This is a genomic window from Paenibacillus ottowii, from assembly GCF_006874425.1.
GTDB classification, from domain to species: domain Bacteria; phylum Bacillota; class Bacilli; order Paenibacillales; family Paenibacillaceae; genus Paenibacillus; species Paenibacillus ottowii.
The window spans coordinates 339,745-359,683 of sequence record NZ_VIJZ01000004.1 but is presented as its reverse complement, the minus strand read 5'-3'; the positions used below and the strand labels follow the sequence as shown (position 1 = coordinate 359,683).

Sequence of the window (19,939 nt, the reverse complement as noted above, 5' to 3'; positions counted from 1 at the left end):
GTTCTTAAGAAGTCTCCACACTCTCATCGCTCTCTTCCAGCATTTCACTGTGATCGCAAACGGTACAGTTGAGCTTCGTTCCCTGCTTAGTACGTTTTTCGGCCATTAGGCCACTGCAACTTGGACAAGGCTTGATGGACGGTTTATCCCAGGATACAAAATCACATTCTGGATAGCGGTCACATCCGTAAAAGACACGTCCTTTTTTACTTCGTCGTTCGACGACATGTCCCTCACCGCATGTAGGACAATTCATCCCGATATCCTTGACAATTGGCTTGGTGTTGCGGCAATCCGGGAAGGCAGAACAAGCAAGGAATTTACCAAAACGGCCCAGCTTATAGACCATTGGACTACCACACTTGTCACAGATCACGTCGGATACTTCATCCTTGATTTCAATTTCTTTCATTTCTTCCTCAGCCACTTCCAGACGCTTCTCGAATGACTCGTAAAAGTCACTCAACACCTTAACCCAATCACCTTCGCCCTCTTCGACGTGGTCAAGATCATCTTCCATATTGGCTGTAAATTCTACATTTAGAATCTCTGGAAAAAATTCCTCCATCTGCTCGATGACCAATTCTCCCAGCTCTGTAGGGAAGAATTTCTTCTCCTCAATAGCAACGTATCCACGCTTTTGAATGGTTTCCAGAGTCGGTGCATACGTACTCGGACGTCCAATACCCAATTCCTCCAGTGTCTTTACCAGACGTGCTTCCGTATAGCGAGGAGGCGGTTGTGTAAAGTGCTGCTTGGGTTCAACCGCTTCCTTTTTCAGCTTATCGCCTGGTTGAAGTGGCGGCAACAGCTTATCTTCTTCGGTTTTACCGTCGTCATTCCCCTCCACATACACCTTCATGAAGCCTGGAAAGCGAACCTTCGAACCAGCTGCCCGGAATATCGTCTCGCCTGCTTCAATATCTACGGACATAGTATCCATAATAGCGGAAGACATCTGACTCGCCATAAAACGTTCCCATATCAGTTTGTACAACCGGAACTGGTCTCTACTCATAAATGGCTTAACGGTTTCCGGATCACGCAAGGCGGAGGTTGGACGAATCGCTTCATGCGCATCCTGAGCATTGGCCGTTTTTTTTGAATACTGACGAGGACTTTCAGGTACAAAATCTTCGCCATATTTTTGAATGATGACCTCTTTCGCTTCCTCTTGAGCCGAAGTGGCGATCCGTGTGGAATCCGTACGCATATACGTGATCAGACCCACAGTCCCTTCTTTACCTAAATCCACACCTTCATACAGTTGCTGCGCTACCGACATCGTTTTAGATGCCCGGAAGTTGAGCTTTCGAGCCGCCTCTTGCTGCAAGGAACTTGTTGTGAATGGAGGAGACGGATTGCGTAAACGCTCCTTCTCTTTCACATCGCGCACTTTGTAAGACGATTTTCCGATAGCTTCCAGCACTTCTTGTACATCCGCTTCGCTGGAAAGCTCTTTCTTTTCGCCGCGCAGCTTATGGAACTTCGCTTCAAAGGTGCTGTCTTTAATGGCTAGCTTAGCTGTGATCGTCCAGTATTCTTCCGGTACAAACTCATTAATTTCGTTTTCCCGGTCCAGAATAATTTTCACTGCCACGGACTGCACACGCCCAGCTGAGAGACCCTTCTTTACCTTTTTCCAGAGCAATGGGCTAATTTTGTAACCGACAAGTCGATCCAATATCCGGCGTGCCTGCTGGGCATTAACCAAATCCATATTGATCTTGCGCGGTGTTTTAAAAGCATCTTTGACAGCCTGCTTCGTAATTTCATTAAACACAACACGACAGTCCGCCGTATCGTCCAGTTCCAGCGCATGCGCTAGATGCCAGGCAATAGCCTCACCTTCGCGATCCGGGTCAGCCGCCAGATATACTTTTTTTACTTTTTTTCGGGCATCCTTTAACTCTTTTAGAATTGAGCCTTTACCTCGAATGGTAATGTATTTGGGATTAAAATCATTTTCGACCTCTACGCCAATTTGACTCTTAGGTAAATCCCTGATATGACCCATGGAAGCCTTGACGATATATTTGCTGCCTAAGTATTTGCCGATCGTCTTCGCCTTGGAAGGCGATTCCACGATGACGAGTGAGTCCGCCATAGGCTCTTCCTCCTCTCAATTACACACATGAATATGATAGTCTTCCTGAAATGTGGTGAGCTTAGTTCGTTAGTACGAGCTATAAATTCAACACATTTCAGGAAGTGGGGAAGGAGTAGGAATCCGCGATGCGGACAAACGCCATATTTCCCTCCACCTATGTTTAAAATTGAATTTTGCGCAATGACTAACTAAGGACCTGGCAAAAACAACTACTATATAAGCTTGTATTTTGTGCCCGCTAGCTGAGCGATCCTTTTTTTTATGATTAACGATAACAGAACTGCGTGTAAAAGTCCAAAATCCCATGCCGTAGCATCCAGCAGTTCATCCAGTGTCATGGTTCCTTGTTCCAGCAGTAGCACCACATGTTTTTCCTCAGAAGTTTCGCTTTCTGATGTTTTGGAGACCTTCTTAAGATTAAGACTCTGTCCTCTATTGTATGAAGAAACCTGCCTTGAACGCAAATCTGCTTCGTACTCCTCAATAATATCCGAAGCTTCGGTGACCGTTTTGGCCCCTTGCTTAATCAAGTTCAGCGTGCCTTTACTCTTAGGTGACGTGATGGGTCCAGGAACCGCAAATACATCTCGATTTGCCTCCAACGCAGCATCAGCTGTTATCAAGGAACCACTTCTAGCATCTGCTTCGACGACGAGCGTCCCCTTCGTCAAACCGGCAATAATGCGATTACGTTGTGGAAACATCCCTGGATGGGACTTCGTACCTGGAGGATACTCCGATACGATCAGACCTTTACTAACCATCTCAGCAAATAAAGAGGCATTTTGGGGAGGATAAATTTGATCAATCGCTGTACCAAGTACACCAATCGTGTTGCCTCCCCGGCGCAGGGCCGTTTCGTGACAAATACTATCAATCCCCTTCGCCAATCCACTAACCACTGTTACCCCTGCACTACACAATTCTTCGGTTAGTATCTCCGCTGCTCTACGACCATACGCAGTAGGAACGCGAGTTCCTACCATGGCTACAGAACATGTGTGCAAAAGTGATTTATCCCCTTTTGTATACATTACCCAAGGTGGGTCAACTGTTTCCTTCATTAATGAAGGGTAACCTTCGTCCACATAAGTTACCACGTCAATCTCACTGGATTGAATTCGCTGATATCGTTCATGTACCCATTCTTCATCGTAACACTGTGCCGCAATGCGTGCCTGGGCAGGGCTTAAGCCTATCTCAATCCACTTTCGTTCGCTAAAATGCAGTAACTCATGCAATCGATAATCACTCGACCAAATACGCTGAATTGTTCTCCTTCCGATTCCCTCTAACTCATGTAGACCTAATAAAAGCCATCTTTCTTCCAAACTGTGGTTCCCCCATTCATGGAAGAGTGAACCCTTCCTTATTTTGTGGCACAACGAATCATTTTGCAAGCGTTTCCCTGATAAGCCTGTCACAACGCAAAAAAAGCAACCTTTTCATCCCCTGTTACAGAAGATAAAAAGGTTGCTTACCTTTCCTTCATTATACACTAGCCTGCAGCAAATTTCGATGCTGTTTTACAGCCTGTATATTAATGAAGAAACACGATTTAATGTGTCGTACATAAATTCAAAATACCACGTTCCTCCAACACACTTACCAGTGTCGAGCCCATTTCGGAAGGAGTAGGTGCCACCTTGATTCCGCATGCTTCAAGCGTAGCAATCTTTTCTTTTGCCGTTCCTTTTCCACCAGAAATAATGGCGCCTGCATGCCCCATCCGCTTGCCTGGAGGCGCAGTCACACCCCCGATAAAGCCAACGACCGGCTTCGTCATATTGTCTCTGATCCACTCTGCCGCCTCTTCCTCGGCTGTGCCACCGATTTCTCCGATCATAATGACAGCGTGAGTGTTGGGGTCCTCATTGAAGCGATGTAAAATATCAATGAATTCCGAACCTTTAACGGGGTCACCACCAATACCCACCGCGGAAGATTGCCCGATACCTCGAGTGGTTAGCTGATGTACTGCCTCATAGGTCAAAGTACCACTACGTGACACAACACCTACATGACCTGGGAGATGAATGTAACCTGGCATGATACCAATTTTACACTCTCCTGGCGTAATAACACCCGGACAGTTAGGGCCAATCAGAACGGTCTTTTTACCTTCCATAAAACGTTTGACCTTGATCATATCAAGAACCGGAATCCCTTCTGTGATACAAATCACGAGGTCCAGTTCCGCGTCCACAGCTTCCAAAATAGAATCCGCTGCGAAAGCTGGCGGTACATAAATGACGCTAGCAGTTGCGCCCGTAGCTTCCTTGGCTTCGCTTACTGTGTTAAACACTGGCAGCTTGACCTGTTGTCCGTTCTCCAGTGTAATTTCTACCTCGGTGCCTCCCTTACCCGGAGAGGTGCCGCCTACCATCTGTGTACCGTAATCAAGTGCACCTTTGGCATGGAATAACGCCGTTTTTCCCGTAATCCCCTGTGTAATCACCTTTGTATGCTTATCGACCAAAATACTCACGATCTTCACATCCCCTATCGTTTATTCGGCATATCGGAATGCAAACAAGCTATTGAACAAGTTCAACGATTTTTTGGGCACCATCCGCCATGGAATCAGCTGCCACAATATTCAAACCGGATTCCGCTAAAATCTGCTTGCCGAGCTCAACATTCGTTCCTTCAAGACGGACAACCAGCGGGCGAGTCAGCCCCAACTGCTTGGCAGCCTCCACGACGCCGTTCGCAATGATATCACACTGCATAATTCCGCCGAAAATGTTGACAAAGATACCTTCTACCTTCGGATCGGACAAAATGATTTTGAACGCTTCGGTTACCTTTTCCGTCGTTGCACCGCCACCAACGTCCAGGAAATTGGCCGGATCTCCACCATAATATTTGATAATATCCATCGTCGCCATCGCCAACCCAGCCCCATTGACCATACAGCCAATATTGCCGTCCAGAGCGATGTAGCTTAGATCGTATTTAGATGCCTCAATTTCCTTCTCATCCTCTTCATCCAAATCACGCAGTTCCAAAATATCCTTGTGACGGAACAACGCATTCGAATCAAAATTCAATTTGGCATCCAGCGCCAGTACATTCCCATCACCCGTAACGACTAGGGGATTAATTTCTGCAATTGAACAGTCCTTGTCCACAAAAGCTTCGTAAAGCGCCAGCATAAACTTGACCGCTTTATTTACCAGCTCATTGGGAATATTAATCTCATACGCCAGCTTACGAGCTTGATACACCTGCAGCCCAATTGCTGGATCAACAACTGCTTTAAAAATCTTCTCCGGAGTAGCTGCAGCCACTTCTTCGATTTCTGTACCGCCTTCTTCGGAGGCCATCATTACGATGCGTCCAGTCGCGCGGTCCACGACAACGCCTACGTAATATTCTTTGCGAATATCACAGCCTTCCTCAATCAAAAGGCGTTTGACCTCTTTACCTTCAGGTCCGGTCTGATGCGTCACTAGCACCTTACCCAAAATCTCTGAAGCAAAAGTCCGCACCTCATCCAAGCCTTTGGCCACTTTTACGCCACCCGCTTTACCGCGTCCACCCGCATGAATTTGTGCTTTTACGACCGTAACAGCGCTTCCAAGCGATTCTGCCGCCGCAACGGCTTCTTCCACCGTATAGGCAACCTTACCGTTCGGTACAGCCACTCCGTACTGCTTTAATACTTCTTTACCCTGATATTCATGGATATTCATTCTGGAATCCTCCTATCAACATGACTGCAACAAGGGCGGTTCACAAGGAAATCTATACTAAACCTACATCATTGTAACATGTTTTTAAAACGCTTTCCTTATAATTTAACCTCATGAATTACAGTATTTTGATATCATTATCATTCCCAAAATCGAATGTTTGGATATTACTGGGTATTTATTTTTAATACAAATTCACACAAAAAAAGCACCTCTGCAACATGGGATTACCTAATCCGCAACGAGAGGCACTTTATTTTATTAGACTTCAAACTTTTTTCTTTCAGTGAACAACAACTTCATGCCATAAAATTCGCAAGAGCAGTTGAAAGTACACACTATGATTTTTCAATTTGTACATTCGCTTGATGAACACGATCGAGCAGATCATTGAACTGAAGCAGAAGTGACCCAAATTGATCTTGAGTCATACTTGTTTTTTCCTTTATACATCCTGGAACAGGCAGGGCTTTATCTCGCAACGCTCTCCCCTCTGTCGTCAAAGAAATCAGCACCTTACGCTCATCTTGAGTAGATCTCTTTCGATCAATCAGCCCGGCATTCTGCAATCTCTTTAATAGGGGGGTTAGTGTACCGGAATCCAAATATAACGCCTCACCCAATTCCTTCACTGTACATTCCTCACGCTCCCAGAGCACGATAAGCACCAAATACTGCGAGTACGTTACGCCCAGCTTTTCCAGATGGGGCTGGTACAACTTTGTAATCTCTCTGGAGCATGCATATATGGCAAAGCATAGCTGATTATCAAGTTTCAACGCTGCATCTTTATCAGAGTTGTTTTCCATGCTGTCTAGTCACCTACTTTCATCATTATTTTAGCATATTATATAACAAAGTACATTCTAATTGCCTAAAATACTTTACAAACAATAATTATTTTGTTAAATTAAATTGTGTAAAATATAAATTGAGCGAGAGGCAGTGATTTAATTATGATGACCATTCAACAAAAAATGTATGAAACAACAGTAAAAGCGGTTGGCGGACGTAACGGATATATCGAGTCTTCTTCCCCTGAACTTCGTTTAGATATTGATACTCCAAAAGAAATGGGTGGCGCCGGCGGTGCAGGTACAAACCCAGAGCAACTGTTCGCAGCAGGCTATTCTGCTTGCTTTGACAGTGCTCTAAATATGGTTGCTCGCATGCAACGTGTCAAACATGAAGGTACAGAAGTCACAGCTACTGTTCATTTTGGCAAAGTCGAAGACGGTGGCTTCGGTATTGGAGTTAACCTCGACGTACTGGTTAAAGGCGTTGATCATGAAACGGCAGTAAAACTGGTGGAAGGCGCACATGAGCAATGTCCATACTCCCGCGCTACCCGCGGTAATATTGAAGTGAAACTGAATGTTTTGTAACTTAGCGTTAGAATGATTTCCATAACAAGCTCCTCAACCGTATTTGTCGAGGGGCTTTTTGTATTTCCATCAAGTAACATGGTAGATAATGCATAATCGTATATACGAAAGTGATATACTCATAGTATAATCACTATTGTCATAAGCTTTTTTTCTTCTCCAGGTCTTTTAGCCTGGAGCTTTTTTTGCCCGTTTTTCTGTTTTTCCATTTTCTCTCGCATACTTTTCTTAGAAATGTCAACAGAAAATAGTGTATTAGACTGACCTACAAATTGAAACAGCGACAGCCAAGGACGAGAAAATAAAGTCCTAGACTGTCGCTGTTTTAATGAACTAACGTTCTCTGTTAGCTAAAATATGCATGGTGTACTCAACTGTAATCTTCAATCAATGAGATTTTTCCTTCCTTAATCTCGAATGTTGACTTTCCTTTTAATTGCAGCTTATCTCCACTCTTTAATCCATTAGGAAAATCCACGGCAAGAATACCTTCATAATCGATTCCGACCTCTACTTTGTCATTTATAATCCTGTAATTGGTAATTGTCTGGAAACGGCTGGAGAACATCATTGACGACTGTTCGGCCAGCTCCCTAAATGCTTGTATTCCTCTGGTCTCCGTTGTGGTTTCTCCATTGGAAATATTCCTGAATATGATGTCCTTATGCAATAGTTCAACCATTCTTTCAATTTCAAATGAATTGTATGCTTCAAGATAATTTTTAATTATGTCCCTTATTTCTTTACCAACCATAGCCATACTCCTCTCTTTACATAAAAGATGATACCCTTGTTTACCTAGACAACTTATGCTCAATATATTATTGCCATATTCTACATTTCGAGAAAATTGGAATTTGCTCTATCCATATGACGGTATTGGATGGCTTCAGCCACATGTGAAGTCTTAATTTTCTCTGACTCATGTAAGTCTGCAATAGTGCGGGACAGCTTAAGAATTCGATCATACGCACGCATGCTTAAACCAAGTGCATCCATCGTCTGGTCAAGCAGCTCTGCTGCATTTTGTTCCAATACCGCATATTTACGCAGCATCTGACCGGATAGCTCACTATTCCACGAAAAAGGAAGCTTGCTGTATCTGTGGATTTGTATTGCTCGAGCAGCCAACACCTGCTTTCTCATGTCAGCAGACGATAGGGATTCTCTTTCCTCCCGCCAATCCTTTGGTTGTGATACTTCAAGCTGAAGATCAATTCGATCTAGCAATGGACCGGAAATACGTGAACGGTAACGAGCTACGGCTGCAGGTGAACAGGTACAGCGCTGATGTTCCGTGTCAGTTCCAAAAAAGCCACAGTGACACGGATTTAAAGAAGCTGCAAGTAAAAAATGCGCTGGATACTTAAACACTGCACGTGAACGACTGATTGTAACCTGATGGTCTTCCAGAGGCTGCCGCAACACTTCTAGCACATGACGACTAAACTCAGGCAACTCATCCAGAAACAAAATTCCTCGGTGTGCGAGACTGATTTCTCCTGGATTGGGTATACCTCCTCCACCCACCAAACCAGCAGCAGAGATTGTATGATGAGGCGCACGGAAGGGACGAATATGCATGAGATGCGGCGAGGACTCCTTCCACTTCCCCGCTGCGCTGTAGACCTTAGTCACTTCTAGCGACTCCTTTTCCGTCAAAGGCGGCAAAATAGACGGCAACCTGCGGATGAGCATCGTTTTTCCAGCGCCCGGTGGCCCCATAAGAAGGATATTATGCATCCCCGCTGCAGCGATGACTAACGCACGTTTGGCGTGTAGCTGACCCAGCACATCACTGTAATCTTCCATATTACTAGCTAGCACTTCTTGCTCGCGCAACGGTATATGCTCTGCTTGAGGTAAATGGTCATACGAATGGATCATCACTTGTTTACTGGCAGCACAATTCTCATTGGTCATTTGACCCTCTGAGGTACCTTGTGCATAATCATTAACCGGGATAAGATCCGTCAGATGACGTATAGCGTAAATACGTATATCTGTAATTAGACGGGCTTCGCTTGCGTTTTCTTGAGGAAGCAGTACAGAATCGAATCCTTCCCGCTTGGCCAGATCTACCATAGATAACACTCCATTTACAGGACGAATGCTGCCATCCAGCGCCAGCTCGCCAATAAACAGGGTTCGTTCCTCCACTGGTAATACAATCTGCTCACTGGTTGTCAGCAAGCCTAAAGCGATCGCAAGATCAAAAGATGAGCCTTCTTTACGCAAATCAGCAGGAGCTAAATTAATCGTGACACGCTGGGATGGATATTTGAAACCACAGTTTTTGATTGCTGCTCTCACACGCTCTACTGCCTCTCGAATCGCTGAATCCGGCAATCCGATAATCGCGGTTTGAGGCAAACCATTAGACAGATCAGTCTCAACTTCGATCAGTACGCCGTCTATCCCATACAGACAAGCCCCATGTAATTTTCCATACATATCAAAAATGCACCTCTCCTCATATGAAATGTCCCTCCCGGGAATCATTGACTATATGAAAAAAGGTGCTTCCAAATTTTCATTTACTGCAAATATATGATCTAAATTTTAACTACTCAACCCTGTTTTCAAATCCTTTATCAAGGGTATCTGACAAAAGATCAATTGTCAATCAAGGTTAGCTTGTCGGCCGCTGGAGTACGTGGTCTTGGTTCCGGGATAACATCTGGATAGCCTGCATAGATCATGCCAATTACCTTCTCACCTGGTTTAATACCCAAGCAATCACGGAACTTAGGCGAATACAGAAATGGTTTTGTCACCCAGAATGTTCCGATCCCTTTGCTCCATGCCGCAAGCATAAAGTTTTGTACAAGCGCGCTGACTGCTGCAAAATCCTCATCCCAAACCGCTTGTCGCGGATCTTCTTCCATCACCACTAAAAGCTGAATCGGGTTGTGCAAAATCCCACTCTCAAACTTGTTGTCTTTACCGATATCGGCTGCAATTGCTTTTGCAAGCTTTTTCCGTCCCTCACCAGCAAACAACAGAAAACGCCACGGCTCACGCATTTTATGGTTAGGAGCCCATACAGCGACGTCCAGCAGTTCTTTAATCGTATCTACCGGGATAGAGTCAGGTTTGAATTTTTTAATCGTCCGGCGTTCCTGAATTACATCTATGACATGTTCACTAAAGGTATGCTTTGTCACATAAATCCTCCTTCACAGGTACAACGACCAGATATTCATTATAGAATGAAAATGATAACTATTATCAATAGAATATACCTGCAGCTTTCCCTTCTGTCAACCTGTACATATGAATTCAGTCCTGTGCTTCAGCCTCCAAAAAAAGTCCTTACTCTTTTAAAAGGCATTTATAAAATGGTCTGTAACAACAGCCGTTTCAGCAGATAATCGTACAGAAATCATATCAAAACGGATCGGAGCTTCTCCCATTCCGTTCATATGCAAGTATACTGCGGCTGTTTGGCGAACCTGGGTTATTTTACGTGCAGTAACTGATTCGGCCGGTGTCCCGTATCTGGAACTGCTCCGGCTACGTACTTCAATAAACACGAGTATGTGCTCCTGCTTGGCAATCAGATCTATTTCTCCACTACGGCATCGCCAATTGCGCTCCAAGATACGATAACCCAGGTTTTCTAAAAACAAGGCCGCAGCTTCTTCACCCATCGCTCCTTTGGCTTTCCGCTGATCCTTGCTTCTAGTCTTCATTTCATCCTCCATCACCAGTCGTCCCTTGGAGCAAGCCGATCCATTTGGTATATATAGGTTAACACCTCTGCTACCAACTGATAGAGCTCAGCCGGGATTTGTTCGTCCAAATCAAGTTTGGACAGTACTTCAACCAACGCGGCATCCTCTTGAACAGGCACACCATGCTCCTTGGCTTTTTCTAAAATACTGTCCGCAATGCGGCCGCTTCCCTTGGCAACAACAATCGGCGCTTCGCTCTCACCGGGTGTATATTTAAGGGCGACCGCCTTCTTCATGGAAGGAGAGGGAGGGTCCAAGGGCTCTTTCATATTTTAAGATCGACTCCTTTATATGGCTGAGGTACATAGCTTTGTACCTCTGAAGAGGCGGAGCTGCTCTGTTCAGTCCTTATGGGCATAGGCTCGGTTCGCAGTGTTAGAAGTTGGTAGCCTAGCGACTCCAGCGCGGTACGAATGGACTCACGTCCACTGGTTAACAGCGAAGCCGCCCATTCCTGATCATTATGAAGCTTGAGGCTTACAACCCGATCTACTACCTGTACATCCACCAACGTCGGACCAAGCCCCTTCATGTCCAAATCAAACCAAAGACGACAGTTGGAGGCATCCAGTTCTCCCCGTTTGCCGCGGCGGGACTGAATCTGGATTGTAGCTGTTTCACGACCATCCGGTCCAATGAATGGTATAAACATGTGCACTTGTGCAAAAGGCGCCGTTCGGTCTGTATTTAACAGCAGCTGCTGACCTGTCAGATGCTGTACAACCTGCTGAGCCGCTTCTTTCAAAGCGGGTGGCAGGTCGTCGTTGCTCATGAGCTGGAGCAGCGCCCCCTTCACGGTGTCCGCGGCCGCTGACACGGAATCGTCAGCCGCAGCCGCTAACCCCGTCAGCGGTTGCGGTACTCCCTCGGGCGGCTCCGTACGTGCCGCCGCGCCATGCGCGAGCTGCGCAGCTGAGCGATGTACCTGCTGCTCGTGTTCTGCACCGAGCAGCTTCAGCACACGGCCCACCCACGGGTCCTCCGTGGGGGTGAGCTGCGTGTTTGGCGCCGCAGACTGTGAAGCCGCAGCGTCTGCCGTGCGCGAAGCGCCAGCCGCTGGCTGCGCTACCTCTGCGGCTGACTGCTCTGGCGTAGCCGTGCTTAGCTCAGGCGGCACTGCTGCACGCAGCTCTTGCAGCAGGAGCCGCAGCCGCTGGAGCGGCGCCTCCGGCGCAGCAGCGTTGCCCGCCGCAGATGGCGGCGTAGAGCCGGTCGCTGGCTGTGCAGAGGGACGGTCTGCCGTGACTGCGCTTAAGGCAGGCTTTGTCCCCGTTGGCTCTGCCGTGGCCGATGCTGGAACACCATCAGCATCCTTAAGTTGCATACCTGCCGCAGTAGCTTGCTGTGATTGCTCCGCTTTAACGCGCGAGCCGTTTAATGCATCAGCAGCACTCGATTCAGGCGTATTTGCACCAGCATCTAATACCACTGTCGCTCCACGCCCACTAACTACCTTTGGTTCTCCTGAAGCAGTCCCGTTGGCTACAGCTGCTGTAGATCCTGCCGGACTATCTGAATCTGTAGTCAAGACACTCACTTCACTTACTGTAGCTGCAAGATTGGCTGCTTGAGTCCCTTTAAACAATTCCTTGCCGACGGTGGCTTGTTGTCCCGTTTCTGCCTGCTTTGTAGCGGCAGAGGCATCTTTGGACAATGTAAGAGCCTGACCTTCCTGTCTATCTGCAATCACTACAGAAGTGCCCGTTGGACTAGCTAACGTTCGGTCAGCGCTTTTTATCGCAGTTGCTTCCCCTAATGAACGGTCAGTGGGCGTTCCCTGTCCTTGCTGCTTTAACACCGTTTCAAGTTCTTGCTCCAGCGATGACAAGAGATCATTTAGTGGAGGTCCAAACATCGTTTGGCGCAATCCATTTATACTTTCGGCCGTTAATGGAAGTCCACGCTGAAAGGCGACGGCCGCTGCCTGCACAAACGTTCCTAATTGCACATTGCCGCCTTGCTTCGACAAGGCGTCTCGCAAAGAAGCTGCATTTTCCGATGTCAACGGCACACTATTCTTTTGCATCGCCTGTATAAGCTCTCTGTTCTGAGCTGTATCCGGCAGTCCCACCGATTCCAATACGTCTGCCAGCGCTACGGTTTGCTGTGGCATATTGCCAGCGTCGTTCAGAGGCTTAAGCACAGTCATTCCGCTGGGAGAAGCCGGTTGTACCTGAAACGTTGCAGTCTGTCCAGGTTGAAGAGGGGTCTCCAGCTTTGCCCTGACCTGAGAACCCTGTATTTGCAACACAGCCTCATCGCCGTCCTCGGATACCTTTAATACGACTCCCCTTACGACCTGGCCTGGCTGCATATCAAGTTTTTTAGCCTCTCCTGCCTTCACATCTCCAAGTAATCCACGGAATACAGATCCGATGTTCATATCGCCCCTCCTCTCACTCTCCCCCGATTCAAAGGGGTCTGTAATATTAGATATACTTTATATCGGTATTGTGCCGATTCATAATAAGTAGTCTACAGATCAAACAACGTCGGTTGCTCTGTCAACAAATTACCTAGAAAGCTGCGTCTATGCATTTCTGTAGGTCCTAGCGCCAAAATTTGTTCTCTATGCAACTTGGTAGCGTAACCTTTATGTATACCGATCCCATATTCCGGATATCTCGCATCCCATTCGCCTTTGCATAGCCGATCACGGGTCACCTTAGCGATGATAGAAGCCGCCGCAATAGACTGACTGTTCGCATCTCCCTTGATGATGGATAGCTGAGGAATAGGCACATCTACCTTTTCTGCATCTACAAGTAAATAATCAGGAGATATATGTAAAGCCTCTACAGCCTTTTTCATAGCTAAACGAGCCGCTTGTTTAATATTGATATCATCAATCGTCCGCGCGTCTACATAACCAACTCCTACAGCAATCGCCTTCTCCATAATCAGCTCGTAGTAGGCTTCTCTTTTCTTGTCCGTCAATTTTTTGGAATCATCTACCCCTTCCAATAACTCACCTACTGGTAAAATGACTGCTGCTGCCACAACATCTCCAAACAGACATCCACGACCTACCTCGTCAATACCTGCAATCCGCTCACAAGATTGTTCCCAGCATTTTTTTTCATAATGTAGCATGTCCTTTACTGTGTTCTCTTTAGCTTCCATATTCAAAACCTGCCCATCTTTACGTAGTTTAAGCTTCATTCTTGCCGTAGCTCTAATGATTGAATTCAGCTTACCACAGACCTCTACCGTTCAAAACCCTTTTCTATTTACCTTTACATACCAAAAAACCTTCCTCCTCTCCGGAGAGATGGGGAAGGTTCTTCCTTGCCACAAAATGCAATGTTCTATATTGGTTACTAATACGATCAGTATGGAGCCTCTAGACTGAACCGCCCCAGCTTTCCTGCACGTAGCTCACGCAAAATAATCTTTGAGGCCTTTTCGAGATCTACACGTCCGCCACTAACGATACAGCCACGTTTACGTCCGATAGCCTCCATAACACTTACAACATCATCTGGATTTTCTGTATCCTCAGGACGTTCAGTAAGCTCAAAACGCTCTGCCATGGCATCCCAATAATATTGGATAAAATACTTTGTCGCGAAAAAGGCAATGTCCTCTACATTCAGAATTTCTTCCTTGATCGCTCCTGTCACAGCCAGACGATAGCCGACGTTTTGATCCTCAAATTTAGGCCATAAAATCCCTGGTGTATCCAGCAATTCAATTTCACCGGTCTTGATCCACTGTTGTGCCTTCGTTACTCCTGGGCGATCACCTGTAGCTGCAATATTACGTCCTGCCATTCGGTTGATCAATGTCGATTTGCCGACATTCGGAATACCGACAATCAAAGCACGTATAGGACGAGGGTTCATTCCCTTTGAAATCTGCCGGTCTATTTTTTCCTTAAGCAACAGCTTAGCCTGAATCGGAATTTCCTTGAGTCCCGTCCCTGTCGTGGCATCCACCGGAAAGGCTACATGCCCCTGTTCCTTAAAATAAGCAATCCATTGCTGTGATACAACAGGGTCCGCCAAATCTGCCTTGTTCAAAATAATCATTCGCGGCTTGCCTTGCAAAATATCATCAATCATTGGATTTCGGCTGGAAAGTGGCAATCGAGCATCAATCAGCTCAATAACCAAATCAATCAGCTTTAATTTTGCTTCAATTTGGCGGCGCGCTCTGGTCATATGACCAGGAAACCATTGAATCGTCACCGTCATCACCCCGTTGAGCGTAACTCCTACTTTCTTCACCCTCAGGCTTATCGTTAGAATTACGGCAGCTATGCTGCTTATTTGTTAGTTCTAGTGGTTAATCCACTGCATATCCTTCGCTGGCCAGAAAATGACATCAGCCCGACCCACGACTTCCTTCAAATCAATATATCCAATCATCCGGCTGTCTGTACTATTGGAACGGTTATCGCCCATAACAAAAATATGCCCTTCTGGCACTTTTCCATCCTTAAATTTCTCATTTGGAAAATTGGTAAACTTGTTGTAAAGTTCGCCATTTTGATGTGCTTCTTCCAAAGGAGCCTTGAGATAAGGTTCTTGAATCGGCTTACCATTTACTGTAATCGTGTCACCTTCTACCTTGACCGTATCACCCGCTACGGCAATGACGCGCTTGATGAAATCTCTTTTTTCTTCCGGGACATGGAACACAATCACTTCACCCGGTTTAGGAGCACGAAAATCATACAATATCTCATTTACAATGACGCGTTCTCCGGTATGAAAGTTAGGCTGCATCGACGGGCCATCCACAATAAAAGGCTTAAAGAGAAGCCAGCGGATTAAAAAGACAAGCACTAACGCAATAACGATGGCTTTGATCCACTCAAAAATCTCATTTTTTGGTTTACGCTTGGGCGTACCATCCTGATCAGTTGGCTGTTGTACAGCTCCTTGTCCTACTTCTTGCTCCATAGCTCACTGTCCTCTCTTTACGGTCAATTATCCACAGTTCCCTATGTACGTAGAAAAAACGAAAGGAGCTTGTAAACAAGCCCCTTTCGTTATTCGTTGTATTAACGACGAATTTCTTTAATTCTCGCTGCTTTACCGCGCAGTTCACGAAGATAATAAAGCTTCGCACGACGCACTTTACCACGGCGAGCCACTTCGATTTTATCGATTTTTGGGGAATGAAGCGGGAAAGTTCTTTCCACACCTACACCGTAAGAAATTTTACGAACTGTAAAAGTCTCACTGATTCCACCACCACGGCGTTTAATTACTACACCTTCAAACAACTGGATACGCTCACGAGTTCCCTCGATAACTTTCACGTGCACTTTCAAAGTGTCACCAGGACGAAAGTTAGGCAGATCCTTACGAAGTTGTTCTTCAGTAATCGCTTGGACGATATTCATCTATGACTCCCTCCTTCCGTACAGGTGTTCATGTTTCTTCTGGAAACACATTCGTTTCCTTCATCATCCACAGAGGACCACCGTATTACACACAACAGATGTATTGTATCATGGAGGTTACCGCATTGCAACAACAAAAAGGGATTTGACCAAACATTATTTAATTGACTTTATTATAAAACAGGTCACCGCCTGCTTTCAAATCCACTCATGGTATCGCGCTTTATCGCTAGTCTCCGGACTTGTCCGATTGTTGCTGCTCTTCAATCCACGCGCGTTCCTTACCTGTTAGCTCAGCCTGTTCCAACAAGTCCGGTCGACGTTCCATCGTGCGACGTAACGCTTCTTGTCGTCTCCAAAAGTCAATATTGACATGATGCCCTGACAAGAGTACATCAGGCACTTTCCAGCCCCGAAACTCAGCAGGCCGGGTATAATGGGGGTATTCCAGCAGCCCTGTACTAAACGAATCTGTTACCGCACTCGTTTCATTCCCCAACACCCCTGGTAACAACCGTGTCACACTATCGATGACTACCATAGCCGGCAATTCCCCACCAGTCAAAACATAATCGCCAATCGAAAGCTCATCTGTCACCAGATGCTCCCGAATACGCTCATCATACCCCTCATAATGCCCACATATAAAAATAAGATGGTCCTCTTTGGCCAGCTCTTCCGCCTTCTTTTGCGTAAAAGTCTCACCTTGTGGACACATCAAAATAATACGCGGAGCCTTTATGCCTACGTAATGTTCGACATCTTCATATCGGTCAGCTTCATCGGGAGTTTCAGATGTTGGTCGCTCTGATTTATCCAGCAGCGCTTCCACCGCAGCAAAAATGGGGTCAGGCTTCAACACCATGCCGCCCCCACCACCATAGGGCGTATCATCCACTTGCCCATGCTTGTTGCCGGCATACTCGCGAAAATTAACCGCTTGCAGTGATACAATCCCCTTATCCCTTGCTTTTCCCAAAATGCTTGCATTAAAAACTCCGTCAAACATCTCTGGAAACAGGGTTAGTACATCCACTCGCATTACAACAAACCTTCCATTAGCCGTACCGTAACCCGTTTTTCACGCACGTTTACATCCAAAATAACATCCTCGATATACGGCAGCAACAATTCCTTGCCTTTAGGCATTTGGACGATCCATACATCATTCGCTCCCGGTGTCAAAATTTCTTTTACCACACCGAGCTCAGTTCCGTCTTCCGTTACTACTTCCATACCGATTACTTCATGAAAATAGAATTCGTTTTCCTCTAATTCGCCTAGCCGTTCAGCAGAGACCTTCAACAAAGTACCTTTATATTTTTCAACATCATTGATATTGTGATATTCCTTAAATTTAACGATAACCATATTTTTTTGAAAACGCGCTGTTTCGACAGTTACGGGAACCGGTGCTTTACCATCTGCCGGAACAATCAACAGCTCACTGCCTTTTGCAAAGCGATCCTCTGGAAAATCTGTCGTCGTTAATATTTTAAGCTCCCCACGGATTCCATGGGTGTTCACAATTTTTCCGACATTAAACATTTGCTGCATCGTGTTCCTCCTGCACGTAATCAGTTCCGCTCCATATCATCTTCATCATGTACGAAAAAGGGTTAGGACATACATCCTAACCCACTTTCGTATATCTTTAAGATATGATGTCTACGGTAACCCGTTTATCCATCTTAACGGCTGCTGATGCAACCACAGTGCGAAGCGCCTTGGCGATACGACCCTGCTTGCCAATGATTTTGCCTACATCCTCAGGATGTACACTAAGCTCATATACAACAAGCCGATCTTTCTCCAAGGTCTTCACGGTTACATCTTCCGGATGATCGACTAAAGCCTTAGCAATGATTATCACTAATTCTTCCATGGTTGACCCTCCGTATCAGCACCTTATTTCTGTAGTTTAGACTCATGAAACTTTTTCATTACGCCCGCTTTGCTAAGCAAGTTGCGAACAGTGTCGGATGCTTGTGCACCATCTTGCAACCATTTCAGCGCTTTATCTTCATCAATTTTTACAACCGCTGGTACTGTGATTGGGTTGTAGTAACCGATTTCTTCGATAAAACGACCGTCACGCGGGGAACGAGAATCAGATACCACGACGCGATAGAAAGGAGCTTTATGTGCACCCATACGTTTCAGACGAATACGAACTGCCACGAAAATTCACCTCCTTCAAAAAGTAGACTGTATATTGCTATCCCATACTCCAAAGGCCTACTGACCTTTTAACGGAAAGGAAACTTCATACCTTTCCCCATACTCTTCAACTGCTTCATAGCCTTGTTTTTGCCACCCTTAGGCCCCATCATATCTGAAAACTGCTTCATCATGCGACGCATTTCGTCAAATTGCTTTATCAGACGATTTACCTCAGCCAGTGATGTTCCACTACCTACAGCAATCCGCTTGCGGCGACTATGATTAATCATATCCGGGTTTTGCTTTTCTTGTGTAGTCATCGAATGAACGATAGCCTCAATCCGGCCCATCTGTTTGTCATCCACTTTGATGTCTTTCATTTGCTTCATGTTGCCCATACCAGGAATCATGTCGAGAATCTGGTCGATTGGGCCAAGCTTCTTAACCTGATCCATTTGCTCCAGAAAATCTTCAAAAGTAAACTCGGCATTACGCATTTTCCGTTCCATTTCCTTCGCCTTATCGGCGTCGATATTGGACTGCGCTTTTTCAATCAGGGACAACATGTCTCCCATGCCTAAAATCCGTGAAGCCATCCGCTCAGGATGAAACGGCTCCATCGCATCCAGCTTTTCACCCAATGTAGCAAACTTGATCGGACAGCCCGTCACAGCTTTAACCGATAAAGCTGCACCACCACGAGTGTCGCCATCCAGCTTCGTCAGTACAACTCCAGTTAACTCCAGGCTACTATTAAAGTGCTCAGCAACGTTAACCGCATCCTGCCCAGTCATGCTATCTACAACCAGTAGAACTTCATCCGGCTTGACGTTGGCATGAATCTGGCGCAACTCTTCCATGAGCTCTTCATCAACATGAAGACGACCCGCAGTATCTATAATAACGTAGTCATTACCATTATCCTTAGCATGCTGCAAACCCTGTTTTGCAATTTCTACCGGGCTTGTCTGGTCTCCCATTGTAAATACAGGTGCATTAATCTGCTCGCCGAGAATCTGAAGCTGCTTGATCGCGGCCGGCCTGTAAATATCACCAGCTACAAGCAATGGACGATGGTTTTGCTTTTGCAACAACTTCGCCAGTTTACCGGACGTCGTCGTTTTACCTGCGCCCTGGAGACCCACCATCATAATGACTGTAGGCGGTTTGTTGGCTTTGGCAAGCTTGGCCTGACTGCCACCCATCAACTCAGTCAATTCCTTGTTTACGATGTCGATGATGACCATACCTGGCGTAAAGCTGTCCATTACTTCCTTACCAACGGATTTCTCCTTTACCTTGGCAATAAAGTCTTTTACAACCTTGAAGTTAACGTCCGCTTCCAGCAAAGCCAAGCGCACTTCACGCATCGCCTGAGCTACATCATCCTCAGACACTTTTCCTTTGCCGCGCAGTTTACTGAATACATTTTGCAAGCGAGTCGATAACCCTTCAAATGCCATACTTTCGCACCTCCTTGTCTACCAGGGTTG

The 19,939-nt window shown here is 46.0% G+C and carries 21 protein-coding genes; 1 reads left to right on the top strand and 20 read right to left on the bottom strand.

What is annotated here, in order from left to right; genetic code table 11:
* Positions 1 to 4 precede the first annotated feature (4 nt).
* The 5 genes from topA to FKV70_RS11785 form a co-directional block, all read right to left on the bottom strand.
* Positions 5 to 2,107, bottom strand: a complete 2,103-nt coding sequence (gene topA / locus FKV70_RS11805; protein WP_142612956.1) for a type I DNA topoisomerase — start codon at positions 2,105 to 2,107, stop codon at positions 5 to 7.
* Between the two features lie 215 nt (positions 2,108 to 2,322).
* Positions 2,323 to 3,441, bottom strand: coding sequence for a DNA-processing protein DprA (dprA, locus tag FKV70_RS11800; RefSeq protein WP_167669724.1), 1,119 nt, complete (start codon positions 3,439 to 3,441; stop codon positions 2,323 to 2,325).
* Between the two features lie 227 nt (positions 3,442 to 3,668).
* On the bottom strand, positions 3,669 to 4,598 hold the full coding sequence (gene sucD, locus FKV70_RS11795) for a succinate--CoA ligase subunit alpha (protein ID WP_063208974.1): 930 nt from the start codon (positions 4,596 to 4,598) through the stop codon (positions 3,669 to 3,671).
* A 49-nt stretch (positions 4,599 to 4,647) separates the two neighbouring features.
* Positions 4,648 to 5,808, bottom strand: coding sequence for an ADP-forming succinate--CoA ligase subunit beta (gene sucC / locus FKV70_RS11790; protein WP_063208976.1), 1,161 nt, complete (start codon positions 5,806 to 5,808; stop codon positions 4,648 to 4,650).
* A 338-nt stretch (positions 5,809 to 6,146) separates the two neighbouring features.
* On the bottom strand, positions 6,147 to 6,617 hold the full coding sequence (locus FKV70_RS11785; protein ID WP_142612955.1) for a MarR family winged helix-turn-helix transcriptional regulator: 471 nt from the start codon (positions 6,615 to 6,617) through the stop codon (positions 6,147 to 6,149).
* Between the two features lie 147 nt (positions 6,618 to 6,764).
* On the opposite strand from FKV70_RS11785, the gene FKV70_RS11780 reads away from it, so the two are divergent.
* The gene (locus FKV70_RS11780) at positions 6,765 to 7,193 is read left to right on the top strand and encodes an organic hydroperoxide resistance protein (protein WP_013309874.1); all 429 of its coding nucleotides are present in this window, start codon (positions 6,765 to 6,767) and stop codon (positions 7,191 to 7,193) included.
* Positions 7,194 to 7,563: 370 nt separating this feature from the next.
* Here the strand turns inward: FKV70_RS11780 and FKV70_RS11775 are convergent, their stop codons facing one another.
* The 15 genes from FKV70_RS11775 to ffh form a co-directional block, all read right to left on the bottom strand.
* A complete protein-coding gene (locus FKV70_RS11775; protein ID WP_142612954.1) occupies positions 7,564 to 7,947 on the bottom strand; it encodes a nuclear transport factor 2 family protein in 384 nt (127 codons plus the stop codon).
* A gap of 80 nt (positions 7,948 to 8,027) precedes the next feature.
* Positions 8,028 to 9,647, bottom strand: a complete 1,620-nt coding sequence (locus FKV70_RS11770; RefSeq protein WP_142612953.1) for a YifB family Mg chelatase-like AAA ATPase — start codon at positions 9,645 to 9,647, stop codon at positions 8,028 to 8,030.
* 161 nt (positions 9,648 to 9,808) lie between these two features.
* On the bottom strand, positions 9,809 to 10,360 hold the full coding sequence (locus FKV70_RS11765; protein WP_063208983.1) for a nitroreductase family protein: 552 nt from the start codon (positions 10,358 to 10,360) through the stop codon (positions 9,809 to 9,811).
* Positions 10,361 to 10,516: 156 nt separating this feature from the next.
* A complete protein-coding gene (locus FKV70_RS11760) occupies positions 10,517 to 10,900 on the bottom strand; it encodes a YraN family protein (RefSeq protein ID WP_064798115.1) in 384 nt (127 codons plus the stop codon).
* A complete protein-coding gene (locus FKV70_RS11755; RefSeq protein ID WP_017427916.1) occupies positions 10,900 to 11,199 on the bottom strand; it encodes an EscU/YscU/HrcU family type III secretion system export apparatus switch protein in 300 nt (99 codons plus the stop codon). The genes FKV70_RS11760 and FKV70_RS11755 overlap by 1 nt, the downstream gene beginning before the upstream one ends.
* Positions 11,196 to 13,313 carry a DNA ligase gene (locus FKV70_RS11750; protein ID WP_142612952.1) on the bottom strand — a complete coding sequence of 706 codons (2,118 nt, stop codon included), beginning with the start codon at positions 13,311 to 13,313 and terminating at the stop codon, positions 11,196 to 11,198. The genes FKV70_RS11755 and FKV70_RS11750 overlap by 4 nt, the downstream gene beginning before the upstream one ends.
* A 92-nt stretch (positions 13,314 to 13,405) precedes the next feature.
* Positions 13,406 to 14,092, bottom strand: a complete 687-nt coding sequence (locus FKV70_RS11745; RefSeq protein ID WP_081276881.1) for a ribonuclease HII — start codon at positions 14,090 to 14,092, stop codon at positions 13,406 to 13,408.
* 167 nt (positions 14,093 to 14,259) lie between these two features.
* The gene (gene ylqF / locus FKV70_RS11740; RefSeq protein WP_063209153.1) at positions 14,260 to 15,120 is read right to left on the bottom strand and encodes a ribosome biogenesis GTPase YlqF; all 861 of its coding nucleotides are present in this window, start codon (positions 15,118 to 15,120) and stop codon (positions 14,260 to 14,262) included.
* A gap of 90 nt (positions 15,121 to 15,210) precedes the next feature.
* Positions 15,211 to 15,837, bottom strand: a complete 627-nt coding sequence (lepB, locus tag FKV70_RS11735; protein ID WP_063208989.1) for a signal peptidase I — start codon at positions 15,835 to 15,837, stop codon at positions 15,211 to 15,213.
* A 101-nt stretch (positions 15,838 to 15,938) separates the two neighbouring features.
* The gene (gene rplS / locus FKV70_RS11730) at positions 15,939 to 16,283 is read right to left on the bottom strand and encodes a 50S ribosomal protein L19 (RefSeq protein WP_007429998.1); all 345 of its coding nucleotides are present in this window, start codon (positions 16,281 to 16,283) and stop codon (positions 15,939 to 15,941) included.
* A 229-nt stretch (positions 16,284 to 16,512) separates the two neighbouring features.
* Entirely contained in the window at positions 16,513 to 17,325 is an 813-nt protein-coding gene (gene trmD / locus FKV70_RS11725) for a tRNA (guanosine(37)-N1)-methyltransferase TrmD (protein WP_142612951.1), read from the bottom strand.
* A complete protein-coding gene (gene rimM, locus FKV70_RS11720; protein WP_142612950.1) occupies positions 17,325 to 17,840 on the bottom strand; it encodes a ribosome maturation factor RimM in 516 nt (171 codons plus the stop codon). Before rimM ends, trmD begins: the two co-directional genes overlap by 1 nt.
* A gap of 97 nt (positions 17,841 to 17,937) precedes the next feature.
* The gene (locus FKV70_RS11715) at positions 17,938 to 18,168 is read right to left on the bottom strand and encodes a KH domain-containing protein (RefSeq protein ID WP_013309863.1); all 231 of its coding nucleotides are present in this window, start codon (positions 18,166 to 18,168) and stop codon (positions 17,938 to 17,940) included.
* Positions 18,169 to 18,191: 23 nt separating this feature from the next.
* Complete coding sequence (gene rpsP / locus FKV70_RS11710) at positions 18,192 to 18,464, bottom strand: 30S ribosomal protein S16 (RefSeq protein ID WP_013309862.1); 273 nt, start codon at positions 18,462 to 18,464, stop codon at positions 18,192 to 18,194.
* 68 nt (positions 18,465 to 18,532) lie between these two features.
* Positions 18,533 to 19,909, bottom strand: a complete 1,377-nt coding sequence (ffh, locus tag FKV70_RS11705; protein WP_142612949.1) for a signal recognition particle protein — start codon at positions 19,907 to 19,909, stop codon at positions 18,533 to 18,535.
* Between the last annotated feature and the right edge of the window lie 30 nt (positions 19,910 to 19,939).